We start from the raw sequence: 19,785 nt of genomic DNA, 5'->3' as shown, positions 1-19,785 counted from the left end.
GACCGGCGGGCGTGGCCGGTCCGGCGTACGGGCGGGTCAGGCCTCGCGCCGCCGGCGGGCGGGCGAGGTGGCCAGCAGCGCGTTCTCCACGGCGGTGTCGCCCAGCGCCCGCTCGAAGCCCGGGGGGACGACGAGGTCGTCGCGGCAGAGCCCGGAGACGTCGGGCCGGCCCAGGCCGACCATCGCCGCGCCGAGCCCGTCGCGCAGCAGGTCCAGCACGTTTTCCACGCCGGCCTGGCCGTTGGCCGCGAGGCCCCAGAGGTAGGCCCGGCCGATCATGACGGCCTTGGCGCCCAGGGCCAGGGTCTTGGCGACGTCGCCGCCGCGCCGGATGCCGCCGTCGAGCAGCACCTCGATCTGGTCGCCCACCGCGTCGGCCACCGCGGGGAGCGCGCGCACCGAGGCCGGCGTCCCGTCCAGGTTGTTGCCGCCGTGGTTGGAGACCGAGATGGCGGTGACGCCGGCGTCGACGGCGCGCTTGGCGTCGTCGACCCGCATGACGCCCTTGAGCATGAACGGGCCGTCCCACTGCTCGCGCAGCCAGGCGACGTCCTCCCAGGTGGGCATGGGTGACTGCTGCCACATGCCGTAGGCGCCGAAGAAGGTCGGCGCCGGGTCGCCCGGCGTCGCCACCATGTTGGGCACCGTCAGGTCGGGGAGCTTGCGGGTCCGGGCGAAGTCGAGCAGCCAGCGCGGCTTGACCAGCACCTGGGACGCGTACTTCCGGGCGGCGTCGAGGTCGATCTTCTCGGGGATGAAGGGGCTGCCCCAGTCGCGGCCGTAGGCGAACGACCAGTCCAGCGTGGCGATCATGCCGACGGCACCGGCCTTCCGGGCCCGGTCCATGCGGGCGAGCATCTCCTCGCGGGTGCCCACCCAGTACATCTGGAAGAAGGTCTGCGGGTTGGCCGCCGTGACCTCCTCGATCGGCTTGCTGGCGAACGAGGAGAGCCCCATCGCCACCCCGCGGGCGGCGGCGGCCCGGGCGACGGCGACCTCGCCGTCGGGGTGCACCGCCTGCACGCCGGTGGGGCTGATCAGCACCGGCATCGACATCGGCTGGCCCATGACGGTGACGGCCATGTTCCGCTCGTTGGCCAGCCCGGCGGTGTGCGGGGAGAACCCGAGCTCGGCGAAGGCGGCGAGGTTGTCCTCGAGGGTCAGCCCGCGCTCGGAGCCGGCGACCAGCGCGCCGTAGACGCCCTTGGGCAGCCGCTTCTTCGCCCGGCGCTGGGCCTCGGCGACCGACTCGAACCACGCGTTGGCCATGGGGATCTCCTTCGTCCGGCCCGGTCGACCGGGCGGTGGGCCGGCGCGGCGGCCGGTGGCACTGAGTGCCAGGCTAGCGCCGCAGGTGAGACGGCGGCCACACCGGTCGCCCCTCCGGGTCAGCCGCGGAGGCTGGGGAAGCCCGCCGCCATCTCGTCGAACGCCAGGTGCAGGTGCCGGGTCAGGGGCGAACCCGCCTCGGCGAGCCACGCCTCGAACGCCGTCGTCGCGGCGGCGCGGGTGCTCGCCGCGACCAGCCGCGGCAGCAATCCCGTGGGCGTCCCGCCGGTCCGCGCCGCGACGTGCCGGGCGACCACGCGGTCGACCTCGGCGAAGCGCAGCTGGCTGTGCGCCAGGAGGGCCGGCTCGGTGAGGATCAGCCGCATGCGCTCCCGCAGCAGCGGCAGCTCGGCGTCCGGGTAGTCGTTGACCTCGACGTAGGCGGCGCAGACCGAGGTGAGCACCGGCTGGGCCGGGTCCGCGTCGGCGAGCAGCCGCTCCAGCCGGGCGACGTGGCCGGCGAAGTCGCCCCAGACGGCGTCGGCCTTGGTCGGGAAGTAGCGGAAGAAGGTCCGGCGGCTGATGCCCGCGGAGTCGGCGACCTCGTCGCTGGTGACCTGCTCGAACCCCCGGGTCGCGAAGAGGTCGAGCGCCGCGCGCTCCACGCGGGCCCGCCCGTCTGGGACGACGGGGGCCGCCGTCCTCGTCTCCGCCACGCGGGCATTGTGCCGGTCCGCCGGGCGCCGGCGAACCCGCTGTTGCTCCTGGCACCGGGTGTCACTAACGTCCGGCAGGTCCATGTGACCGCGTTCACGGAGGCTGCCATGCCCGAGACCACCCAGCCCGACGTCCCCGCCGTGGAGTTCCGGGCCCCGGAGGCTCCCGCGACCGAGGAGGTCCTCGTCGAGGAGTCGCTCGTCGAGGAGGTCTCCATCGACGGCATGTGCGGCGTCTACTGAGCTGCCCGCCCCGATGACCGCGCCGGCCGGGCCCGACGTGACGGCCGTGTTCGACCCCGCGCTGCCGTGGCAGAAGGCCCGGTCGGTCGCGCTCCGGCCGGAGCCGTTCGGCGCGCTCGTCTACCACTTCGGCAACCGGAAGCTCTCGTTCCTGAAGTCGAGGACGCTGGTCGCCGTCGTCGAGGCGCTGGCCGACCACCCCAGCGCCGAGGCGACGCTCGTCGCGTGCGGCGTCCCCGAGACCCAGCGGCCCGCCTACGTGAAGGCGCTGGCCGATCTCGCCCGCTCCCAGATGATCGAAGAAAGGACCTCCGTGCCCCCCACCACTCGCACGCTCGCGGCGGGCCCCTGCACGGAGGCCGTATGACCGCCGTCCTGCCGTCCCGCCCCCAGCGCCCCACCGGTGGCCGGTTGGTCGACCAGTTCGAGTACGGGCTGGATGCGCCGATCTGCCTCACCTGGGAGCTCACCTACGCCTGCAACCTGGCGTGCGTCCACTGCCTGTCCTCCTCCGGACGGCGCGACCCGCGCGAGCTCTCCACCGCCGAGGCCGAGGCGGTGATCGACGAGCTGCAGCGGATGCAGGTGTTCTACGTCAACGTCGGCGGCGGCGAGCCCACGGTCCGGCCGGACTTCTGGCACCTGCTCGACTACGCCATCGGCCACGACGTCGGGGTCAAGTTCTCCACCAACGGCGTGAAGCTGGACAAGACCCGCGCCGCCCAGCTGGCGGCCACGGACTACGTCGACGTGCAGATCTCCCTGGACGGCGCGACCGCGGAGGTCAACGACCGGGTGCGCGGCACCGGCTCCTTCGCCACCGCGACCCGGGCCCTGGAGAACCTGGCCGAGGCCGGGATGAAGGACTTCAAGGTCTCGGTCGTCGTCACGCGGGAGAACGCCGGGCAGCTCGACGAGTTCAAGGCGCTCACCGACCGCTACGGCGCGCAGCTGCGGATCACCCGGCTGCGCCCGTCGGGCCGCGGGGCCGACGTCTGGGACGAGCTGCACCCGACGCAGGCCCAGCAGCGCGAGCTCTACTCCTGGCTGCTGGCGAACGGCGAGCAGGTGCTCACCGGCGACTCGTTCTTCCACCTGTCGGCCTTCGGGGAGGCGCTGCCGGGGCTGAACCTCTGCGGCGCCGGCCGGGTGGTCTGCCTGATCGACCCGGTGGGCGACGTCTACGCCTGCCCGTTCGCCATCCACGAGAACTTCCTCGCCGGCAACGTGCGCGACGAGGGCGGCTTCCAGCGGGTGTGGCAGCAGAGCGAGCTGTTCGCCGACCTGCGCAGCCCGCAGACCGGTGGCGCCTGCACGAAGTGCGCCCACTTCGACGCCTGCCGCGGCGGCTGCATGGCGGCGAAGTTCTTCACCGGCCTGCCGCTGGACGGCCCCGACCCGGAGTGCGTGCAGGGCTACGGCGAGACGGCGCTGGCCGCCCGCGACGCCGCGACGGTGAAGCCGAAGAGCCACCTGGACCACTCGCACACCGGGCCGGTCCGCGGGCAGCCCACGCTGCTCGGCATCCCTGCGATCCCGAGCAAGATCTGCGACGAGTCACCGCTGGCGGGGCTCGACCTGCGCTGAGAGCCCGGCTCGGCGTGCCGGTCCGCTAGAGGTCGACCTTCTCGTTCTCCCCGGCGTCGATGCGCTCACCGGTGGCCTTGGCCTTGACGAAGCTGAAGGCGGTGGCCAGCCGGCCGCCCGGGCTGTCCCAGTACTCCGCCGAGTCCCCCTCGACCTCGATGAGGACGACGTCGGGGTCCTCGGGGCCGTTCGGGAACCACGCCTCGACGCCGCCGTTCCAGAGGTCCTTCTTCTTCGCGAGGTCGTCCACGACGCGGGCGTGGCCGGTCAGCGACACCCAGGTGCCGCCGGAACCGATGCCGACGTTCACCTGGGGCTGCGCGGCGATGTGGGCGACCGGGTGGGAACCGCGCTCGGCGTAGAACCACAGGTCACCGTCGAACTCGACCTCCTGCAGCGTCATCGGCCGGCTGGTCAGCTTGCCGCCGGGGGCGATGGTGGTGAGGAAGCCGAAGCGCTCCCCCTTGATCAGCTCGGCGACCTTGCGGGTGTCCTCTGCACTCATGCCCGGCTCGTGCCCAGCGGGCCGGCCCGCGACACGCGTCAGCGGCCGTCGACGTAGCGCCAGGCGCCGTCCTCCCGGGCGAAGCGGCTCACCTCGTGCTGCTCGCCGTCCGCACCGCCGTGCCGGAACCGGGCGACGAACTCGACGGTCCCCTCGGCGGCGAGCAGCCCGCCGGCGGTGGTGGCGAGCACCTCGAGGCCGGACCAGCGCACCGCGGGATCGAGGTCGAGCGCCGGCGGCCGGGTGGCGGGGTGCCAGGTGCGCAGCAGGTAGCCGGCGTCGCCGACGGCGAAGGCGCTGTAGCGGGAGCGCATGAGCTGCTCGGCGGTCGCCGCGGGCGCCGAGCCGTCGTGGCGCGGGCTGCAGCACTCCGCGTAGGGCAGACCGGTCCCGCAGGGGCAGCGACGTGGGGGCACGCCCGGATCCTGCCCGAGCCGCTGCCGCGGGCGGACTCGGCCCACGCCGGCCGATCGGCTGCCGATGACTGTGCTGGACGGCGACGCCGTGGGCGCCGCGGAGCGGAGCACCGGTGCGGTGCGGACGAGGCGGGAGGACGCCGTGGCGACGATGCGCGTGGTCGAGGACGAGGTCTCCGCCGGCTGACCGGGGCCTAGGGTGCGGCGGTGACCTCCCTCGGTGCCGTGACCTGGCCGGAGCTGCCCGAGCGCCCGCTGCTGGTCGTCCCGCTGGGTGCCGTGGAGCAGCACGGCCCGCACCTGCCGCTGACGACCGACACCGCGATCGCCACGGCGGTCGCCGACCGCGCCGTCGACCGGCTGGACGGCGCACTGCTGGCCCCCGCGCTCGCCTACGGGGCCAGCGGTGAGCACGAGGACTTCCCCGGCACGGTCTCGCTGGGCACCGAGGCGCTGACCGGGCTGCTCGTCGAGTACGGGCGCTCGGCCTGCCGGTGGGCCGGGCGGGTGCTGATCGTCAACGGGCACGGCGGCAACCTCGACGCGCTGCGGACGGCGGTGCCGCGGGTGCGCGCCGAGGGCCGCGACGTGGCGTGGTTCCCGTGCGGCTTCCCGGGCGGCGACGCGCACGCCGGCCGCACCGAGACGTCGCTGATGTTGCACGTGGAACCGGAGCAGGTCCGGCGAGACCGCGCCGTGACCGGCGAGACCACGCCGATCGGCGCCCTGCTGCCCCGCCTGCGCGCCGAGGGCGTGCGGGCCGTGAGCCCCACCGGCGTGCTCGGGGACCCGGCCGGGGCCGGCGCCGAGGAGGGCGCGCGGCTGCTCGACGGGCTGGTCGGCCGGCTCACCTCCGCCGTGGGCACCTGGCGCATCGACGGCGCGGGGCGGCTGAGCTGAGCCGCTGGGTGCCCGCCGGTGGGAGGCCTCCGGCCCCTGCACCGGCGGGCACCCTCCGGGTCAGTCCAGCGCGTCCGCGAACTGCGGCACGGTGGCGTCGATCGCGTACAGCAGACCCGGGGCCGACGCGCTGGAGAACGCGTTCAGCACCGTGAGGTCCTCCAGGACGACGGCGCGCCCCTCCTGGACGGCGGGCAGCGCCTGCCACAGCGGGTTGCCGGTGAACTCCGAGGCCTCCACGAAGATGGGGAAGACCACGGTGAGCTCGGCGTCGAGCAGGGAGAGCTGCTCCTCGCTGACCGGCACGAAGAAGTTCTCGGTCGCCAGGGCCTCGATCTCGGCCTTGTTCTCGAAGCCGAGCTGCTCCATGAACTGGACCCGCGAGTCCCCGCTCACGTAGGCCCCGAAGCCCTCGGAGGTGTACGCGCCGACGGCGACCTCGGTGCCGTCGAACTCCGGGTGCTCGGCGGCGGCGTCGGCGAACGCCTGCTCGACCTGCGCCGCGAGCTCCTCGGCCTCTTCGGTCTTGCCGAGCGCGCGGCCGACCATCTCCAGCTGCTGCTGCCAGGTGGTCTGGTACGGGCCCACGCCCCCGGGCTGGCCGATCGTCGGGGCGATCTGGCTCAGCAGCTCGTAGCGGCTCTCCTCGCCCGACGAGCGGGTGTCGAGGATGAGGTCCGGCTCGAGGGCGGCGATCGCCTCGAAGCTGGGCTCGAGGGTCTCGATGAGCACCGGCGGCTCGTCGTAGCCCTGCTCGACCCAGTCGCCGAGGCCGTCCTCCCCGCCGACGGCGAGCCAGTCGCTGGCGCCGACCGGCTCCACGCCGAGCGCGAGCGCCGTCTCGGCGTCGGACCAGCCGAGCGCGACCACGCGGGTGGGCTCCTCCTCGACGGTGACCTCGCCGAAGGCGGTCTCCACCGCCACGGGGAAGGCCGACGACGACGAGCCGCCGGTCACCTCGCTCTCGGCGGGGGCGGGTTCGTCGCCCGCTCCGCAGCCGGTGGCGACGAGTGCGGTGGCCGCGAGCGCGACGGCGCTGCGGAGGGCAGGACGGACGAACATGGGATCTCCTCGGACGATCAGGTAAGGCTGACCTAAGCAGAGCACATGGACCTGGGAAGCCGGCGGCCGGGACCGGATCGTTACTGTCGGAGGCCCCGCGGGCCGCGGGCGGGACCCACGAGGAGAGCCGGGCATGGACGGGGCGAGCGCGGGGCACGAGGGCTGGCTGGTCGTGGTCGACCTGCAGCACGTCTTCGGCCAGCAGGACTCGCCCTGGACCGCGCCGCGGTTCGAGGAGGTCCGCCCGCGCATCCGCCGGCTGGTCGAGGCCTTCGGCGAGCGCGTGGTCTTCACCCGATTCGTGGCGCCTGCCGAGCCGGTCGGGGCGTGGAAGGAGTACTACGCGAAGTACGACTTCGCGCTCCAGCCGCCCGACGCGCACTGCTACCAGCTCGTCGAGGACCCGGGCGGACGGCCGGTCGTGGACGCCACCACGTTCGGCAAGTGGGGGCCGGAGCTGGCCGCGGTGGTCGGCGAGGGGCCGCTCACCGTCGTCGGCGTCGCCACCGACTGCTGCGTCGTCTCCACCGTCCTGCCGGCCGCCGACGCCGGCGTGCCCGTGCGCGTGGTCACCGACGCGTGCGCCGGGGCGGGCGACGAGGAGCACGGGCGGGCGCTGCAGGTCATGGCCGGCTACGCGCCGCTGGTGACCTTCGCGACGACCGACGAGGTCCTGGCGGAGGGGTGATCCCCGCCCCATCGGAGCGCCGCCTGCCCGACGGGTTCGCCGTCCGGCTCGACCCGCGCACCCGCCGCCGCGACGGCGGTGCCACCCTGCTCGGCGGGTCGCCGCTGCGGCTGCTCCGGCTCGCCCCCCGCGCCGCCGGCCTGCTCGCCACCGATCGGCTGGCGGTCCGCGACGCGACGAGCGCCGCGCTGGCCGCCCGGCTGCTGGACGCCGGCCTCGCCCACCCCGACCTGCCGGCCCACCCCGACCTGCCGGCCCACCCCGACCTGCCCGCGGACGCCGACGCGGCCGGCGTGACCGTCGTCGTCCCCGTGAAGGACCGCCCGGCCGGGCTGGCCCGGCTGCTCGCCGCGCTGCGCGCCGACCCCGCCACCGCCGGCCTGCCGGTCGTCGTCGTCGACGACGGGTCGGCGGCGCCGGTGGTGGCGCCGGAGGGCGTCCGGGTGCTGCGGCACCCGCGCGCCCGGGGGCCGGCGGCCGCGCGCAACGCCGGGCTGGCGGCCGCGACGACGGACCTCGTCGCCTTCCTCGACTCCGACTGCGTGCCGCTGCCCGGGTGGCTGGCCCGGCTGCGCCCGCACCTGTCCGATCCGCGGCTGGCCGTCGTGGGTCCCCGCATCGTGCCGCTGGCCGGGGCGGCGCGCGGCTGGACGAGCCCCTACGAGGAGATCGCCGGCGCGCTCGGCATGGGCCCGCACCCGGCGGCGGTGCGGCCGCTGTCGGCGGTCTCCTACCTGCCCAGCGCGGCGCTGCTGGTGCGCCGGGCGGCGATGGGGGCGGGGTTCGACGAGGCGATGCAGGTCGCCGAGGACGTCGACCTCGTCTGGCGGCTGGCCGCCGCGGGCTGGCGGGTGCGGTACGAGCCGGCGGCCGCGGTCGCCCACGAGCACCCGGCGCGCACCGCCGACTGGCTGCGCCGCCGCGCCTTCTACGGCACCGGCGCCGCGCTGCTGGCCGCCCGGCACGGCCCGGCCGTGTCGCCGCTGGTGATCGCGCCGGAGACGGCGGCCACCTGGGCGCTGCTGGTGGCCGGGAGGCGCTGGGGGAGGGGTGCCGGCGTCGGCCTGCTCGGGTGGACCACCGCCCGCCTCGCCCGCCGGCTGGCCCGCCCCGGGGAGTTCGCCCCGGCCGCGCTCGCCGCCGGCCTGGCGGTGCGGGGCCTGGCGGCGTCGGGGCAGGCGCTGGCCCGGGTGGTCACCCGGCACCACTGGCCGCTGGCGGCGGCGGCGGCCGTGGGGTCGCGGCGGGCCCGCCGGGGGCTGCTGGCCGTCGCCGTGGCCGACGCGCTGGTGAGCTGGTGGCCGCACCGGGATCGGATCGGACCGGTCCGTCACGGCCTGGCCCGGCGGCTGGACGACCTCGCCTACGGCACCGGGCTGTGGGCCGGCGCGGTGCGGGCCCGCGACCCCCGGGCCCTCCTCCCGGTGCGCCCACCGCGCTGACGGACCGCCGGGTCGCGGAATGCGCGGCCGCCCCGGCGCCTTGGGAGGCGTCGTACCGCGGTCCGACCAGCGTGGGTCCCGCTCAGCACCGATCGACGGGGAAGCCGTGACCACCACCCAGGAGCGCACCGCGCCCGCAGCCGCCGCATCCGCCCCCGACCGCCCGGGGGCCGCGCGCACCGCGCTGACGCTGGGCGCCTTCGTCGCGCTCGGCCCGCTGACCATCGACATGTACCTGCCGGCGCTGCCGAGCATCACCGACGACCTGCTGACGACGTCGGCGACGGTGCAGCTGACGCTCACCGGCACCCTGGTCGGCCTCGCCTTCGGCCAGCTGGTCATCGGCCCGCTGTCGGACGCCTGGGGCCGGCGCCGCCCGCTGATCGCCGGGACGGCGCTGCACGTGCTGGCCTCGCTGCTGGTGCTGCTCGCCCCGACCATCGCCGTGCTCGGCGCGCTGCGCTTCCTGCAGGGCGTCGGCGCGGCTGCCGGCTCGGTGATCGCGCTGGCCGTGGTGCGCGACCTCTACGACGGCCGGGCCGCGGCGACGATGCTCTCCCGGCTGTTCCTCGTGCTCGGCGCGGCGCCGGTGCTGGCGCCCACCATCGGCGGGGAGCTCCTGCGCTTCACCAGCTGGCGCGGCGTCTTCGCCGCCCTCGCCGCCTACGGGCTGGTCATGGTGGTCGTCGGCTGGCTGACGCTGCGCGAGACGCTGCCGCCGGAGCGGCGGCGCAGCAACGGGGTGCGGGGCACGCTGCAGATCTACGGCGACCTGCTGCACGACCGCGTCTACGTCGGCCTCGTGCTCGTCGCGGGGCTGACGATGGCGGGGCTGTTCAGCTATGTGTCGGGCTCCTCGTTCGTCTACCAGGAGCAGTTCGGCCTCGACGAGCAGCAGTTCGGCCTGCTGTTCGGCGCGGGGGCGTTCTGGTTGATCGCGGCCACCCAGCTCAACCCGCTGCTCCTGCGCCGCTGGTCCCCGCAGCGGCTGCTGGTGGCCGGCACGGTGCTCGGGGCGCTCGCCGGGGCGGGGCTGGTCGGGCTCGCCGCCACCGGCACCGGCGGCCTCCCCGCGGTCACCGGCGCGCTGTGGGTCGTGCTGTTCGCCTGCGGCCTCGCGCTGCCCAACGCGCCCGCGCTGGCGCTCTCCCGGCACGGCGAGGCCGCGGGCAGCGCCGCCGCCCTGCTCGGCGCGGTGCAGTTCGGCGTGGGGGCGGTCGTCTCCCCGGTGGTGGGGTTGCTCGGCAACGACTCGCCGGCGATCGGGCTGGTGGTCGTCGCGGCGCTGTCGCTCGCCCTCGTCGTCCTGGGCGCCGTCGTCCGGCCGTGGCAGCTGCGCTGACCCGCGGTTCCCGCTCTGGTGGAAACCGCCGGTAGCGGCCACGATGACCGGGAGATGAGCGACTTCCCGTGGCCCGGCCGGTGACGACCGCCGTCAACCCGTGGCTGGCGCTGCCGGACGGGCCGCCGTCCGCCGCCCGCACGCGTCGGCTGCGCGCGGCGCACGAGCGCCTCGTCACCGCCAGCGCGCTGCCCGCCGACGACGCGGTCCGCCCGGTCGTGCGCGATTCGTGGCGGCGCTCCCTCGGCAGCGGCGTGGACCCCGACGGCGGCCTCCCCCCGGTCGAGCTCCTCGACGCCGAGCTGCGGGCCTACCGGGCCGCCCACCCGCTGGCCCCGGTGCTGCCGGTGATCCGCCGGCTGCTGGTGCAGGACGCCGAGGCCGACCGGATGATCGTGGCCGTCAGCGACGCCGCCGGCCGGATGCTGTGGGTCGAGGGCGACCGCGGGCTGCGCGCGCGGGCGGGGGCGATGAACTTCGTCGAGGGCGCCCGGTGGTCGGAGGAGGTCGCCGGCACCAACGCCCCGGGGACGGCGCTGGCGGTCGACGCCGCCGTGCAGATCTACGGCAGCGAGCACTTCCGCCGGTCGGTGCAGCCCTGGAGCTGCTCCGCCGCGCCGGTGCACGACCCGGTGACCGGGGCGCTGCTCGGCGCGATCGACGTCACCGGCGGCGACCACGTGGCCAGCCCGCACGTGCTCACCCTCGTCCGCGCGACGGTGGCCGCCGTGGAGTCCGAGCTGCGCTGGCTGCATCGGGAGCGGCTCGCGGCCGGCCCGGCGGCGGCCGGGCCGGCGCCGGCGGAGGCCCGGCTGGAGGTGCTGGGCCGGGAGCGGGCCCGGCTGACGCTGCCGGGCGGGCCGCTGGAGCTCTCGGTCCGGCACTCGGAGCTGCTGTTCCTGCTCGCGGAGGCCGCCGCCGCGGGGCAGGGGCGCGACGCCGCCCAGCTCGCCGCCGAGGTGCACGCGGGCGCGGCGGCCACGGTCACCGTCCGGGCCGAGCTGTCCCGGCTGCGGCGGCTGGTCGGGGGCGACCTGCTCGAGTCCCGCCCGTACCGCCTGGTCGGCCGGGTGCGCACCGACGCCGAGCAGGTGCGCCGGCTCGTCGCGCGGGGCGAGCTCGCCGCCGCGCTCGAGCACTACGCGGGGCCGGTGCTGCCCGGTTCGCAGGCGCCGGGGGTCCGGCAGGCCCGCGACCGGCTGCTCGGCCTGGTCCGGCGGGCGGTGCTCGCCGCGCGCCGCCCCGACCTGCTGCTGCGCCTGGCGCAGCTGCCCGAACTGCGGGAGGACGCCGGCGTCTGGCAGGCGTTGTGCGAGGTCCTGCCCGCCGGCTCACCGCGCCGGGCGGCCGTGACGGCGCACCTGCACCGCCTGCGGCTGGCCGGCCCGGTGCGCTGACCCGCCCGGCGCGGGAATGCTGAGGGCGGCTCACGACTTCGCAGCTGGAGTGATCGCCCCGCCCCTCGCCGACCGCCCACCTCTGTCCACCGGGAGGCTGGTCGCCGCGGTCGTGGCCCTCGGGCTCGGCGGGTTCGCCATCGGCACCACCGAGTTCGTCACCATGGGGTTGCTGCCCGACCTGGCCGAGGGCGTGGGCATCACCATCCCCACCGCCGGCCACCTCATCTCCGCCTACGCGCTCGGCGTCGTCGTCGGGGCGCCGGTGATCGCCGCCCTGGCCACCAAGCTGCCGCGCCGGGCGGTGCTGCTCGGGCTCATGGCGGCCTTCATCGCGGGCAACGTCCTCACCGCGCTGGCCCCGGGGTACGGGTCGCTGCTGGCCTCGCGGTTCCTCTCCGGGCTGCCGCACGGGGCCTACTTCGGCGTCGCCTCCCTGGTGGCCGCCTCGCTCGTGGCGCCGCGCCTGCGCGGCCGGGCGGTGAGCTCGGTGATGCTGGGCCTCGCCGTGGCCAACGTCGCGGGCGTGCCCTCGGCGACCTGGCTCGGGCAGCAGTTCGGCTGGCGCACCGCCTACTGGGCGGTCGCGGTGCTCGCGCTGCTCACCATCGCCGCCACCGCCTTCGTGGTGCCCGCCGCGCCGGGCAACCGCGGGGCCATGGTGCGTACCGAGCTCGGGGCGCTGCGCCGCCCGCAGGTGCTGCTCACGCTGCTGGTCGGCGTCGTCGGGTTCGGCGGCATGTTCGCCGTGTACAGCTACATCGCGCCGCTGGTCACCGAGGTCACCGGCATGTCCCGCGGCGCCATCCCCCTGGTGCTGCTCGCGTTCGGCGTGGGTGGCGTGCTCGGGACGGCGGTGGGCGGCCGGCTCGCCGACCTGGCGCTGTTCCCCTCGCTGGTCGGCGCCAACGTCGTCACCGGCGTGCTGCTGGCGCTGGTCCCGGTGGCCGCCCGCACCCCCGCCACGATCGTCCTCGCGATCTTCCTGTTCGCCGCCAGCGCGTCGGTCCTGGTGGTCTGCCTGCAGCTGCGGCTGATGGAGGTCGCCGGGGAGGCGCAGATGCTGGGGGCGGCGCTGAACCATTCGGCGCTGAACGCGGCCAACGCGCTCGGCGCGTGGCTCGGCGGGCTGGTCATCGCCGCCGGCCTCGGCTACACCGCGCCGGGCTGGGTCGGGGCGGGGCTCGCCGTGCTGGGTCTGCTGGCGCTCACCGCCTCGGCGCTGCTCCGCCGCCGCGAGCTGCGTGACGCTGCCGCGGGCGACGCGGCGCCGGCCTTGCGGGTGGAGCCGGCCGGCGTGCGCTGACCGCGAGGCGCCGGGCTGCGCGACGGTGTGCGCCGCCGCGCAGTTCCCGGCCCGGAACCGCGCACCAGCGCACACCGTCGGGGCGGCCGGCCGCGGTCAGCGCAGCAGGGCGGCCAGCTGCTCGGCGTGGTCCCGCTGGTGGCCGGGCAGGAAGTCCAGGACGTCGCCGAGCGTCAGCGCGCCGTCGGTGGCGTGCCGCCCCGTGCGCGCCCGGTCGGCGTCCGGCACGTCGCGGACGGCCGCCAGCAGACCGGCCTGGGCGTCGCGCAGCTCGTCGAGCAGGCGGGACGGCGGGACGGTGGCGTACCCGGCCACCCGGTCGGCCGCGGTGGGGTCGAAGTCGGGCAGCAGCGGGTCGTCCTCGGTGCGCAGGCGCGCGACACGGGCGGTGAACACCAGGGCGCTGTCACGCAGGTGACCCGCCACCTCGTGCGGCGTCCAGGCCAGCTCCGCGGCGTAGGCGGGGAAGTGGCCGGAGCCGACCAGCCGCACGTGCTGGGCGTCCGGCAGGCGCCGGGAGCGGAGCGCGGCGGCCGGGGCGGCGGTCAGCAGCTCGGCCACCCGCTGCTGGTGAGCGGCCAGGGCGTCGGCGGGGCTGCGGGGCGGGGCGGTGGTGAGCACCCGGGAACCGTCGCCCACCGCCGGTCGGGGCACCAGACCCCCGGCTGCCAGGAAGCGCGGCGATCCCGCCTGCAACGGCCGTGCAACGTGCCGGGACCCCGCTCACCAGGGCCTTCGCGAGGCCCGGACGGAGAAATCGCGCAGGTAAGCGTGGCCTAAGTCACACCTTTCGGGTCAGACTCCGCTCGGGCCCGCGGCCGACCGCGGGCGCAGCGACCCCTGCAACGAGGCGGAGGACTGATGACCCGGATCAGCGTGCGGGTGGACGGGGCGTCCTACCAGGACGACGTCGAACCGCGGACCCTGCTCGTCCACTACCTGCGCGAGCAGCTCGGCAAGGTCGGGACCGTGGTCGGGTGCGACACCAGCAACTGCGGCGCCTGCACCGTGCACCTCGACGGCGAGGCCGTGAAGAGCTGCACCGTGCTGGCCGTCCAGGCCGACGGCGCCGAGGTCACCACCATCGAGGGCGTGGCCCGCGGCGGCGAGCTGCACCCGGTGCAGAAGGCCTTCCACGAGATGCACGGGCTCCAGTGCGGCTTCTGCACCCCCGGCATGATCATGGCCTCGATCGACCTGCTGCAGGACAACCCCGACCCCAGCGAGGACGAGGTGCGCGAGGGCATCGAGGGCAACCTCTGCCGCTGCACCGGCTACCAGAACATCGTCCGCGCCGTGCAGCAGGCGGCCGGCGAGCTGCGGGGCGATGGCTCCGGCCCACCCGCCAACGGCCACGGGGCGCCGGCCGAGGTCGACACCGCCGCCGCGCCGCACGTGGTGGGGCAGTCGTGACCGAGCTTGCGAGGTCGGAGAAGGACACAGCACCGACGGTCATCCGGCCGACGAGCTGGGGGCACCTCCCGCTTGCGGGGGACAGCGAGGAGGCACGATGACCGCCGTCGAGGACCGCACCGGGGCCCCGTCCCCCGAGATCGGCAAGGCGCGGAAGCGCAAGGAGGACGCGCGGCTCATCACCGGCCGCACGACCTGGACCGACAACATGGTGCTGCCGGGGATGCTGCACCTCGCCGTCGTCCGCAGCCCGGTCGCGCACGCCCGCATCACGAACGTCGACGTCACCGCGGCCGCGGACGCACCCGGCGTGGTCGCGGTCTTCACCGGCGCCGACCTCGCCGAGGAGCAGGGGTCGCTGCCCTGTGCCTGGCCCGTGACGCCGGACATGGTCAACCCCGGCCACCCCTCGATCGCCGTCGACCGGGTCAACCACGTCGGCGAGGCGGTCGCGGTGATCGTCGCCCGCAGCAAGGCCGCGGCCCAGGACGCCGTCGAGCTGGTCGACGTCGACTACGACGGGCTGCCGGTGGTGCTCGACATGGAGGAGGCGGTCGAGGGCGGCGCCGACCTCGTGCACGACCACCTCGAGTCCAACACCAGCTACCACTTCGTCTTCGACGCCGGCGAGATGGGCACCGGGTCGGACACCGAGCAGGCGTTCGCCGACGCCGACGTCGTGGTCAGCCGGCGGCTGATCCAGCAGCGGCTGATCCCGGCGTTCATGGAGCCCCGCTCGGTCGTCGTCCAGCCGCAGGGCGACAACTACACGATGTGGTCGGCGACCCAGATCCCGCACATCCTGCGGGTGATGGCGGCGATGGTCACCGGCATCCCCGAGCACAAGCTGCGGGTGGTGGCCCCCGACGTCGGCGGCGGGTTCGGCGGCAAGCTGCAGGTGAACCCGGAGGAGATCCTCTGCCTGCTGATCGCCCGCCGGCTCGGCAAGCCGGTGAAGTGGACCGAGACGCGCAGCGAGTCGCTGATGACCGCACACCACGGCCGCGACCAGATCCAGTACGTGGACATCGCCGCCGATCGCGAGGGCAACGTCAAGGGCCTGCGCGTCCGGCTGCTGGCCGACATGGGCGCCTACCTGCGGCTGATCACGCCCGGCGTCCCGGCGCTCGGGGCCTTCATGTACCCCGGCATCTACAAGTTCCCGGCCTACCGTTTCGAGTGCGACGGGGTGTTCACCAACAAGGTGCCCACCGACGCCTACCGCGGCGCCGGGCGCCCGGAGGCCACGTTCGCCATCGAGCGGATCATGGACGAGCTCGCCGTCGAGCTGGGCATGGACCCGATGGAGCTGCGGCGGAAGAACTGGATCAACGCCGACGAGTTCCCGTTCACCACGGTGGCCGGGCTCGCCTACGACAGCGGCGACTACGAGACGGCGACGCAGCAGGCGCTGGAGCTGCTCGGCTACGACGAGCTGCGCGCCGAGCAGCAGCGGCGGCGGGAGTCCGGCGACCGGGTCCAGCTGGGCATCGGCATCTCCACCTTCACCGAGATGTGCGGCCTGGCCCCCTCGCGGGTGCTCGGCTCGCTCTCCTTCGGCGCCGGTGGCTGGGAGCACGCCGCGATCCGCATGCTGCCCACCGGCAAGGTGGAGGTCGTCACCGGCTCGACGCCGCACGGGCAGGGCCACGAGACGGCGTGGAGCCAGCTGGTCGCCGACTCCCTCGGGGTGCCGTTCGAGGACATCGAGGTACTGCACGGCGACACCGCCATCTCCTCCCGCGGGCTGGACACCTACGGCTCCCGGTCGCTGGTCGTCGGCGGCTCGGCGGTCGTGAAGGCGGCGGACAAGGTGATCGCCAAGGCCCGGAAGATCGCCGCGCACCTGCTGGAGGCCAGCGAGGACGACCTGGAGTTCAGCGGCGGGCGGTTCTCGGTGCGGGGCACGCCCGGCGCCGGGCTCGGCATCCAGGAGATCGCGCTGGCGATCTTCGCGGCGCACGACTACCCGGAGGGGGTCGAGCCGTCCATCGACGCCGAGGCGACCTTCGACCCGGAAAACTTCTCCTTCCCGCACGGCACGCACCTCTGCGCCATGGAGGTCGACACCGAGACCGGGTTCGTGAAGATCCGCAAGTACGCCTGCGTGGACGACGTCGGCACGATCGTGAACCCGCTGATCGTCGAGGGCCAGGTGCACGGCGGCCTGGCCCAGGGCATCGCGCAGGCGCTGTACGAGGAGGCCGTCTACGACGCCGACGGCAACCTCACCACCGGAACCTTCGTCGACTACCTGGTGCCCTCGGCCGCGGACCTGCCGCACTTCGACACGGGCAACACGGTGCACACCGCGCCGGGGAACCCGATCGGCGCCAAGGGCGTGGGCGAGGCCGGCTGCATCGCCTCGACGCCCGCGGTGGTCAACGCCGCGCTGGACGCCGTCCGGCACCTGGGCGTCACCGACATCCGCATGCCGCTGACACCCGAGCGCGTCTGGCGGGCCATCCACGCCGGCGGGGACGGCGGAGATCGCGCCACCGCCGGCTCCAACGCCTACGGCGGGGCGCAGACCGAGACCACCGCCGGCGGCGGGGCCCGCTCCTCTGTGTCAAACGCTTCCTCGCTGGGAGGGGACCGATGATTCCCGCACCGTTCGAGTACGCCCGCCCGACCACGGTCGACGAGGCGCTGCAGGCGATCGCCGCCGGCGGCGAGGACGTGAAGGTCCTCGCGGGCGGGCAGTCGCTCATCCCGGTCATGCGACTGCGGCTGGCGGCCCCCGAGACCGTCGTCGACCTGGGCCGGGTCACCGAGCTGCGGGGCGTGCGGGAGGACGGCGACGCGCTGGTCATCGGCGCGATGACCACGCACTCCGACGTCCTCGCCGACCCGCTGATCGGCCGGTACGCGCCGCTGATCGCCGAGGCCACGGCCACGGTGGCCGACCGGCAGGTGCGCCACCGGGGCACCTTCGGAGGTGCGCTGGTGCACGCCGACCCCGCGGGTGACCTGCCCGCGGTGGCGCTGGCGCTGGACGCGGAGTTCGTCATCGCGGGAACCGGCGGGCGCCGCACCGTGCCGGCGCGGGAGTTCTCCGTCGACTACCTCACCACCGCCGTCGGCGAGGAAGAGCTGCTCGTGGAGGTGCGGGTCCCGAAGCTCGACGGGCAGTGGGGCATGCGGTACGAGAAGTTCAACCGCGTCGCCCAGGCGTGGTCGATCGTCGCGGTGGCCGCCGCGGTGCGCCGCGAGAACGGGCACATCGCCGAGGCGCGGATCGGGCTGACCAACATGGGGCCGACGCCGCTGCGCGCCGGCGCGGTGGAGGCGGCGCTCGCCGGTGCCGAGGCGACGCCCGAGGCGATCGCCGCGGCCGCCGCGCACGCCGCCGAGGGCACCGAGCCCAGCAGCGACCTGAACGCCCAGGCCGACTACCGGCAGCACCTGGCGACCGTCCTCACGCGCCGGGCGGTGACGGCCGCCGCCGGGCTGTAGCTTGACGGAGGACCCCCGTGCTTCCCAGCACCCGCAGGCCCGTGCTGGGGCCCTGCACGGGGGCCGTTCCGGTACGTCACGAGGCTCGGGGCGGTCCCCAGGACGGGGCCGCGGCCGGCCGAGTCCCGTCGTCCCCCTTACGGAGGTCATCCCGTGCAGCTGGAGAACTCGTTCACCGTGCCGGTGCCCGTCGACGAGGCCTGGCGGGTGCTGCTCGACATCGAGCGGATCGCCCCGTGCATGCCCGGCGCGGCCCTGGACTCCGTCGACGGCGACGACTTCACCGGTCGCGTGAAGGTCAAGCTCGGGCCGATCAACCTGACCTACCAGGGCAAGGCCTCGTTCATCGAGAAGGACGAGGCGGCGCACCGGGCGGTCATCGACGCCCGGGGCAAGGACCAGCGGGGCAACGGGACGGCGGCGGCGACGGTCACCGCGAAGCTCCGCGCCGAGGGGTCGGTGACGCGGGTCGACGTCCTCACCGACCTGAACATCACCGGCCGGCCGGCGCAGTTCGGGCGCGGCGTGATGACCGACGTCGGCAACAAGCTGCTCGGGCAGTTCGCCGACAAGCTCGCGGCCCAGCTCGGCGAGGGCGACGCGCAGGGCGACGCGGACCGGGCGGCCGCTTCGGCGGACGCCGGTCCCGCGGCGAAGGCGGCGGCGACGGCCACCGGCGTCGTCGAGGAGGTCGCCGCCTCGGCGGAGCAGGCCGCAGGCGAGGGCACCGCAGCCAAGAAGGCCGCGGCGGCGACGAAGAAGGCCGCCGCCTCGGCCACCGACAAGGTGAGCGAGCCGGCCGACGCATCCCCGGCGAAGAAGGCGGCGCCCGCGAAGGCAGCGCCCGCCAAGGCCACCCCGGCGAAGAAGGCGGCCCCGGCGAAGGCCGCCTCCGGCAAGGAGACGGCGACCACGGAGACCCCGGCCAAGGAGACCGCGGCCAAGGTCACCGCCGAGAAGGCCGCCGACACCGCACCCGCCGGCAAGGCGCCGAGCTCGCCGCCCAGCGGCAACACCGCCCCGCCCGGCCGGCCCTCCACCGGCGCTCCGCTGCGCAGCGTGCCCGGCAGCGGGCCGGCGGAGCGGTCGCGTCCCGCGCAGTCCGAGCCCGAGCCGATCGACCTGCTCGAGGTGGCCGGCGGGGCGGCGCTGACCCGCTACGCCGTGCCCGCCGCGGGGGTCGCCGCGCTGGTGCTGGTCGCCGCACTCGTGGTCAGGCGCCGCCGCCGGCGCTGAGGCGTGCGGGACCGATCCGTCACGGTGCCGGGTCCGGCCTCTGGGCCGGCGCCTGGTCGCTGGTCTCGCGCGCTTCTTCGCGCCCTGAGCAGTGCCGCTAGGGGTGACGCACTGGAGTCATGTCCGCACCGGGTTGGACGTCCGCGGGAGCTCGGGCCGTGAGCGCGTCACCTGGGGTGACGGAGCGGGTGGTGGGCGCAGGACAGCTTCGCCGGTACGCCCGCCGTGGGACCCTGACGCTCGTGCCCCGGCCGATACCCGTGACGTGGCGCCGCCGCAGCCGGTGGGGTTGGCCGGCATCGCCACCACCGACGGTGCCGCCCGAAGGCCCGCCTCGGTTCGAGTGCCCGAACTGCGGTGCGCCGCTGGGGCCGGAAGGTCACTGCGGTGCCTGCGGCGCCGACCCGCGGGAACTGTTCACGAGCCACTAGAAGCGGGATGTTGATCTGACGTGCTCGTCCCGCCCTGAGCTGCAGAAACTGTCACACCCCCCGCCTAGCCTGCGGTCATGTCGGTGGTGGGCGGGTTCGCGGTCGGGGTGACGGTGTCCCCGGTCGACCCGTTCCCGGCGCCGTGGGAGCTGGCCGACCCGGATCCGCAGCGGTGGGACGAGCCGTTGTCCGCGTGGCTGCCGGCCCGGCGCGGCGCGGTGGAGGCCGCCGACCTGCTCGGCCAGATCGTGGTCGCCGAGGCGAAGCTGGCCGCGTTGCGGGTGGAGCTGGTGATGGACCTCGCGGCCGCCCGGCCGGCGCCTTCCGATCCGCCACCTGGGGGTGAGCGGGCCGGGGACCGCGGCCCGGCCGGGGC

General features: G+C 75.5%; 20 protein-coding genes and 1 pseudogene. 15 read left to right on the top strand and 6 right to left on the bottom strand.

Annotated features, from left to right (window positions below):
* Positions 1-36: 36 nt before the first annotated feature.
* Both mftD and BMW62_RS21270 read right to left on the bottom strand, forming a co-directional pair.
* A complete protein-coding gene (gene mftD / locus BMW62_RS21275) occupies positions 37-1,269 on the bottom strand; it encodes a pre-mycofactocin synthase MftD (protein ID WP_091935463.1) in 1,233 nt (410 codons plus the stop codon).
* 119 nt (positions 1,270-1,388) lie between these two features.
* Positions 1,389-1,985, bottom strand: coding sequence for an acyl-CoA-like ligand-binding transcription factor (locus BMW62_RS21270; RefSeq protein WP_244524205.1), 597 nt, complete (start codon positions 1,983-1,985; stop codon positions 1,389-1,391).
* Between the two features lie 108 nt (positions 1,986-2,093).
* Here BMW62_RS21270 and mftA point away from each other — a divergent pair, with 108 nt between their 5' ends.
* From mftA to mftC, 3 genes are read left to right on the top strand one after another with little or no spacing between them, the layout of a single operon-like run.
* Positions 2,094-2,228: a mycofactocin precursor MftA gene (mftA, locus tag BMW62_RS21265; RefSeq protein ID WP_091935501.1), complete on the top strand. Its 135-nt coding sequence runs from the start codon at positions 2,094-2,096 to the stop codon at positions 2,226-2,228.
* A 13-nt stretch (positions 2,229-2,241) separates the two neighbouring features.
* Complete coding sequence (gene mftB, locus BMW62_RS21260) at positions 2,242-2,595, top strand: mycofactocin biosynthesis chaperone MftB (protein WP_091935457.1); 354 nt, start codon at positions 2,242-2,244, stop codon at positions 2,593-2,595.
* Positions 2,592-3,815: a mycofactocin radical SAM maturase gene (mftC, locus tag BMW62_RS21255; protein ID WP_091935454.1), complete on the top strand. Its 1,224-nt coding sequence runs from the start codon at positions 2,592-2,594 to the stop codon at positions 3,813-3,815. The genes mftB and mftC overlap by 4 nt, the downstream gene beginning before the upstream one ends.
* Before the next feature lie 25 nt (positions 3,816-3,840).
* Here mftC and BMW62_RS21250 read toward each other — a convergent pair whose 3' ends face one another.
* Together BMW62_RS21250 and BMW62_RS21245 are read right to left on the bottom strand one after the other, a co-directional pair.
* The gene (locus tag BMW62_RS21250; RefSeq protein WP_091935451.1) at positions 3,841-4,320 is read right to left on the bottom strand and encodes a pyridoxamine 5'-phosphate oxidase family protein; all 480 of its coding nucleotides are present in this window, start codon (positions 4,318-4,320) and stop codon (positions 3,841-3,843) included.
* Positions 4,321-4,358: 38 nt separating this feature from the next.
* Positions 4,359-4,736, bottom strand: a complete 378-nt coding sequence (locus BMW62_RS21245; RefSeq protein WP_091935448.1) for a YchJ family protein — start codon at positions 4,734-4,736, stop codon at positions 4,359-4,361.
* A gap of 64 nt (positions 4,737-4,800) precedes the next feature.
* Between BMW62_RS21245 and BMW62_RS23570 the strand changes: the two genes are divergently transcribed.
* Together BMW62_RS23570 and mftE are read left to right on the top strand one after the other, a co-directional pair.
* Entirely contained in the window at positions 4,801-4,923 is a 123-nt protein-coding gene (locus BMW62_RS23570; protein WP_280138691.1) for a hypothetical protein, read from the top strand.
* Positions 4,924-4,943: 20 nt separating this feature from the next.
* Entirely contained in the window at positions 4,944-5,636 is a 693-nt protein-coding gene (mftE, locus tag BMW62_RS21240; RefSeq protein WP_170852509.1) for a mycofactocin biosynthesis peptidyl-dipeptidase MftE, read from the top strand.
* Positions 5,637-5,696: 60 nt separating this feature from the next.
* On the opposite strand, the gene BMW62_RS21235 is transcribed toward mftE, so the two are convergent.
* Complete coding sequence (locus BMW62_RS21235; RefSeq protein WP_091935445.1) at positions 5,697-6,698, bottom strand: iron-siderophore ABC transporter substrate-binding protein; 1,002 nt, start codon at positions 6,696-6,698, stop codon at positions 5,697-5,699.
* Between the two features lie 133 nt (positions 6,699-6,831).
* Here BMW62_RS21235 and BMW62_RS23025 point away from each other — a divergent pair, with 133 nt between their 5' ends.
* From BMW62_RS23025 to BMW62_RS21210, 5 genes are all read left to right on the top strand, one after another.
* A complete protein-coding gene (locus BMW62_RS23025; RefSeq protein ID WP_091935442.1) occupies positions 6,832-7,386 on the top strand; it encodes a cysteine hydrolase family protein in 555 nt (184 codons plus the stop codon).
* Complete coding sequence (gene mftF / locus BMW62_RS21225) at positions 7,383-8,828, top strand: mycofactocin biosynthesis glycosyltransferase MftF (RefSeq protein WP_091935439.1); 1,446 nt, start codon at positions 7,383-7,385, stop codon at positions 8,826-8,828. Before BMW62_RS23025 ends, mftF begins: the two co-directional genes overlap by 4 nt.
* Positions 8,829-8,934: 106 nt before the next feature.
* Positions 8,935-10,170, top strand: a complete 1,236-nt coding sequence (locus BMW62_RS21220) for a multidrug effflux MFS transporter (protein ID WP_244524204.1) — start codon at positions 8,935-8,937, stop codon at positions 10,168-10,170.
* 80 nt (positions 10,171-10,250) lie between these two features.
* Entirely contained in the window at positions 10,251-11,567 is a 1,317-nt protein-coding gene (locus BMW62_RS21215) for a sigma-54-dependent transcriptional regulator family protein (RefSeq protein ID WP_091935496.1), read from the top strand.
* 49 nt (positions 11,568-11,616) lie between these two features.
* A complete protein-coding gene (locus tag BMW62_RS21210) occupies positions 11,617-12,873 on the top strand; it encodes an MFS transporter (RefSeq protein WP_244524203.1) in 1,257 nt (418 codons plus the stop codon).
* A 96-nt stretch (positions 12,874-12,969) separates the two neighbouring features.
* Here the strand turns inward: BMW62_RS21210 and BMW62_RS21205 are convergent, their stop codons facing one another.
* Positions 12,970-13,494 (bottom strand): DinB family protein, encoded by a 525-nt coding sequence (locus tag BMW62_RS21205; protein ID WP_170852507.1) that lies wholly within the window; start codon positions 13,492-13,494, stop codon positions 12,970-12,972.
* A 240-nt stretch (positions 13,495-13,734) separates the two neighbouring features.
* Here BMW62_RS21205 and BMW62_RS21200 point away from each other — a divergent pair, with 240 nt between their 5' ends.
* The 5 genes and pseudogenes from BMW62_RS21200 to BMW62_RS21180 form a co-directional block, all read left to right on the top strand.
* Positions 13,735-14,286 (top strand): (2Fe-2S)-binding protein, encoded by a 552-nt coding sequence (locus BMW62_RS21200; protein ID WP_091935429.1) that lies wholly within the window; start codon positions 13,735-13,737, stop codon positions 14,284-14,286.
* Between the two features lie 97 nt (positions 14,287-14,383).
* Entirely contained in the window at positions 14,384-16,888 is a 2,505-nt protein-coding gene (locus BMW62_RS21195) for a xanthine dehydrogenase family protein molybdopterin-binding subunit (protein WP_091935426.1), read from the top strand.
* Positions 16,885-17,742: an FAD binding domain-containing protein gene (locus tag BMW62_RS21190; protein ID WP_091935424.1), complete on the top strand. Its 858-nt coding sequence runs from the start codon at positions 16,885-16,887 to the stop codon at positions 17,740-17,742. The genes BMW62_RS21195 and BMW62_RS21190 overlap by 4 nt, the downstream gene beginning before the upstream one ends.
* A 153-nt stretch (positions 17,743-17,895) precedes the next feature.
* Positions 17,896-18,978 (top strand): SRPBCC family protein, encoded by a 1,083-nt coding sequence (locus BMW62_RS21185; RefSeq protein WP_091935421.1) that lies wholly within the window; start codon positions 17,896-17,898, stop codon positions 18,976-18,978.
* Positions 18,979-19,486: 508 nt separating this feature from the next.
* A pseudogene (locus BMW62_RS21180) lies at positions 19,487-19,785 on the top strand (hypothetical protein); the annotation flags it as partial.

It is taken from the genome of Blastococcus sp. DSM 46786 (genome assembly GCF_900109665.1).
In the GTDB taxonomy this organism is placed as follows: Bacteria; Actinomycetota; Actinomycetes; order Mycobacteriales; family Geodermatophilaceae; genus Blastococcus; species Blastococcus carthaginiensis.
Note: the sequence above shows the minus strand (reverse complement) of the source record. Positions and strands in the feature narration are given on the sequence as shown.

Coding starts and splice junctions, on each gene's coding strand:
- BMW62_RS21235 (WP_091935445.1), bottom strand. CDS start 6,698: ATGTTCGTCCGTCCTGCCCTCCGCAGCGCCGTCGCGCTCGCGGCCACC.
- BMW62_RS21195 (WP_091935426.1), top strand. CDS start 14,384: ATGACCGCCGTCGAGGACCGCACCGGGGCCCCGTCCCCCGAGATCGGC.
- mftA (WP_091935501.1), top strand. CDS start 2,094: ATGCCCGAGACCACCCAGCCCGACGTCCCCGCCGTGGAGTTCCGGGCC.
- BMW62_RS21250 (WP_091935451.1), bottom strand. CDS start 4,320: ATGAGTGCAGAGGACACCCGCAAGGTCGCCGAGCTGATCAAGGGGGAG.
- BMW62_RS21200 (WP_091935429.1), top strand. CDS start 13,735: ATGACCCGGATCAGCGTGCGGGTGGACGGGGCGTCCTACCAGGACGAC.
- mftC (WP_091935454.1), top strand. CDS start 2,592: ATGACCGCCGTCCTGCCGTCCCGCCCCCAGCGCCCCACCGGTGGCCGG.
- BMW62_RS23025 (WP_091935442.1), top strand. CDS start 6,832: ATGGACGGGGCGAGCGCGGGGCACGAGGGCTGGCTGGTCGTGGTCGAC.
- BMW62_RS21190 (WP_091935424.1), top strand. CDS start 16,885: ATGATTCCCGCACCGTTCGAGTACGCCCGCCCGACCACGGTCGACGAG.
- mftB (WP_091935457.1), top strand. CDS start 2,242: ATGACCGCGCCGGCCGGGCCCGACGTGACGGCCGTGTTCGACCCCGCG.
- BMW62_RS23570 (WP_280138691.1), top strand. CDS start 4,801: ATGACTGTGCTGGACGGCGACGCCGTGGGCGCCGCGGAGCGGAGCACC.
- mftD (WP_091935463.1), bottom strand. CDS start 1,269: ATGGCCAACGCGTGGTTCGAGTCGGTCGCCGAGGCCCAGCGCCGGGCG.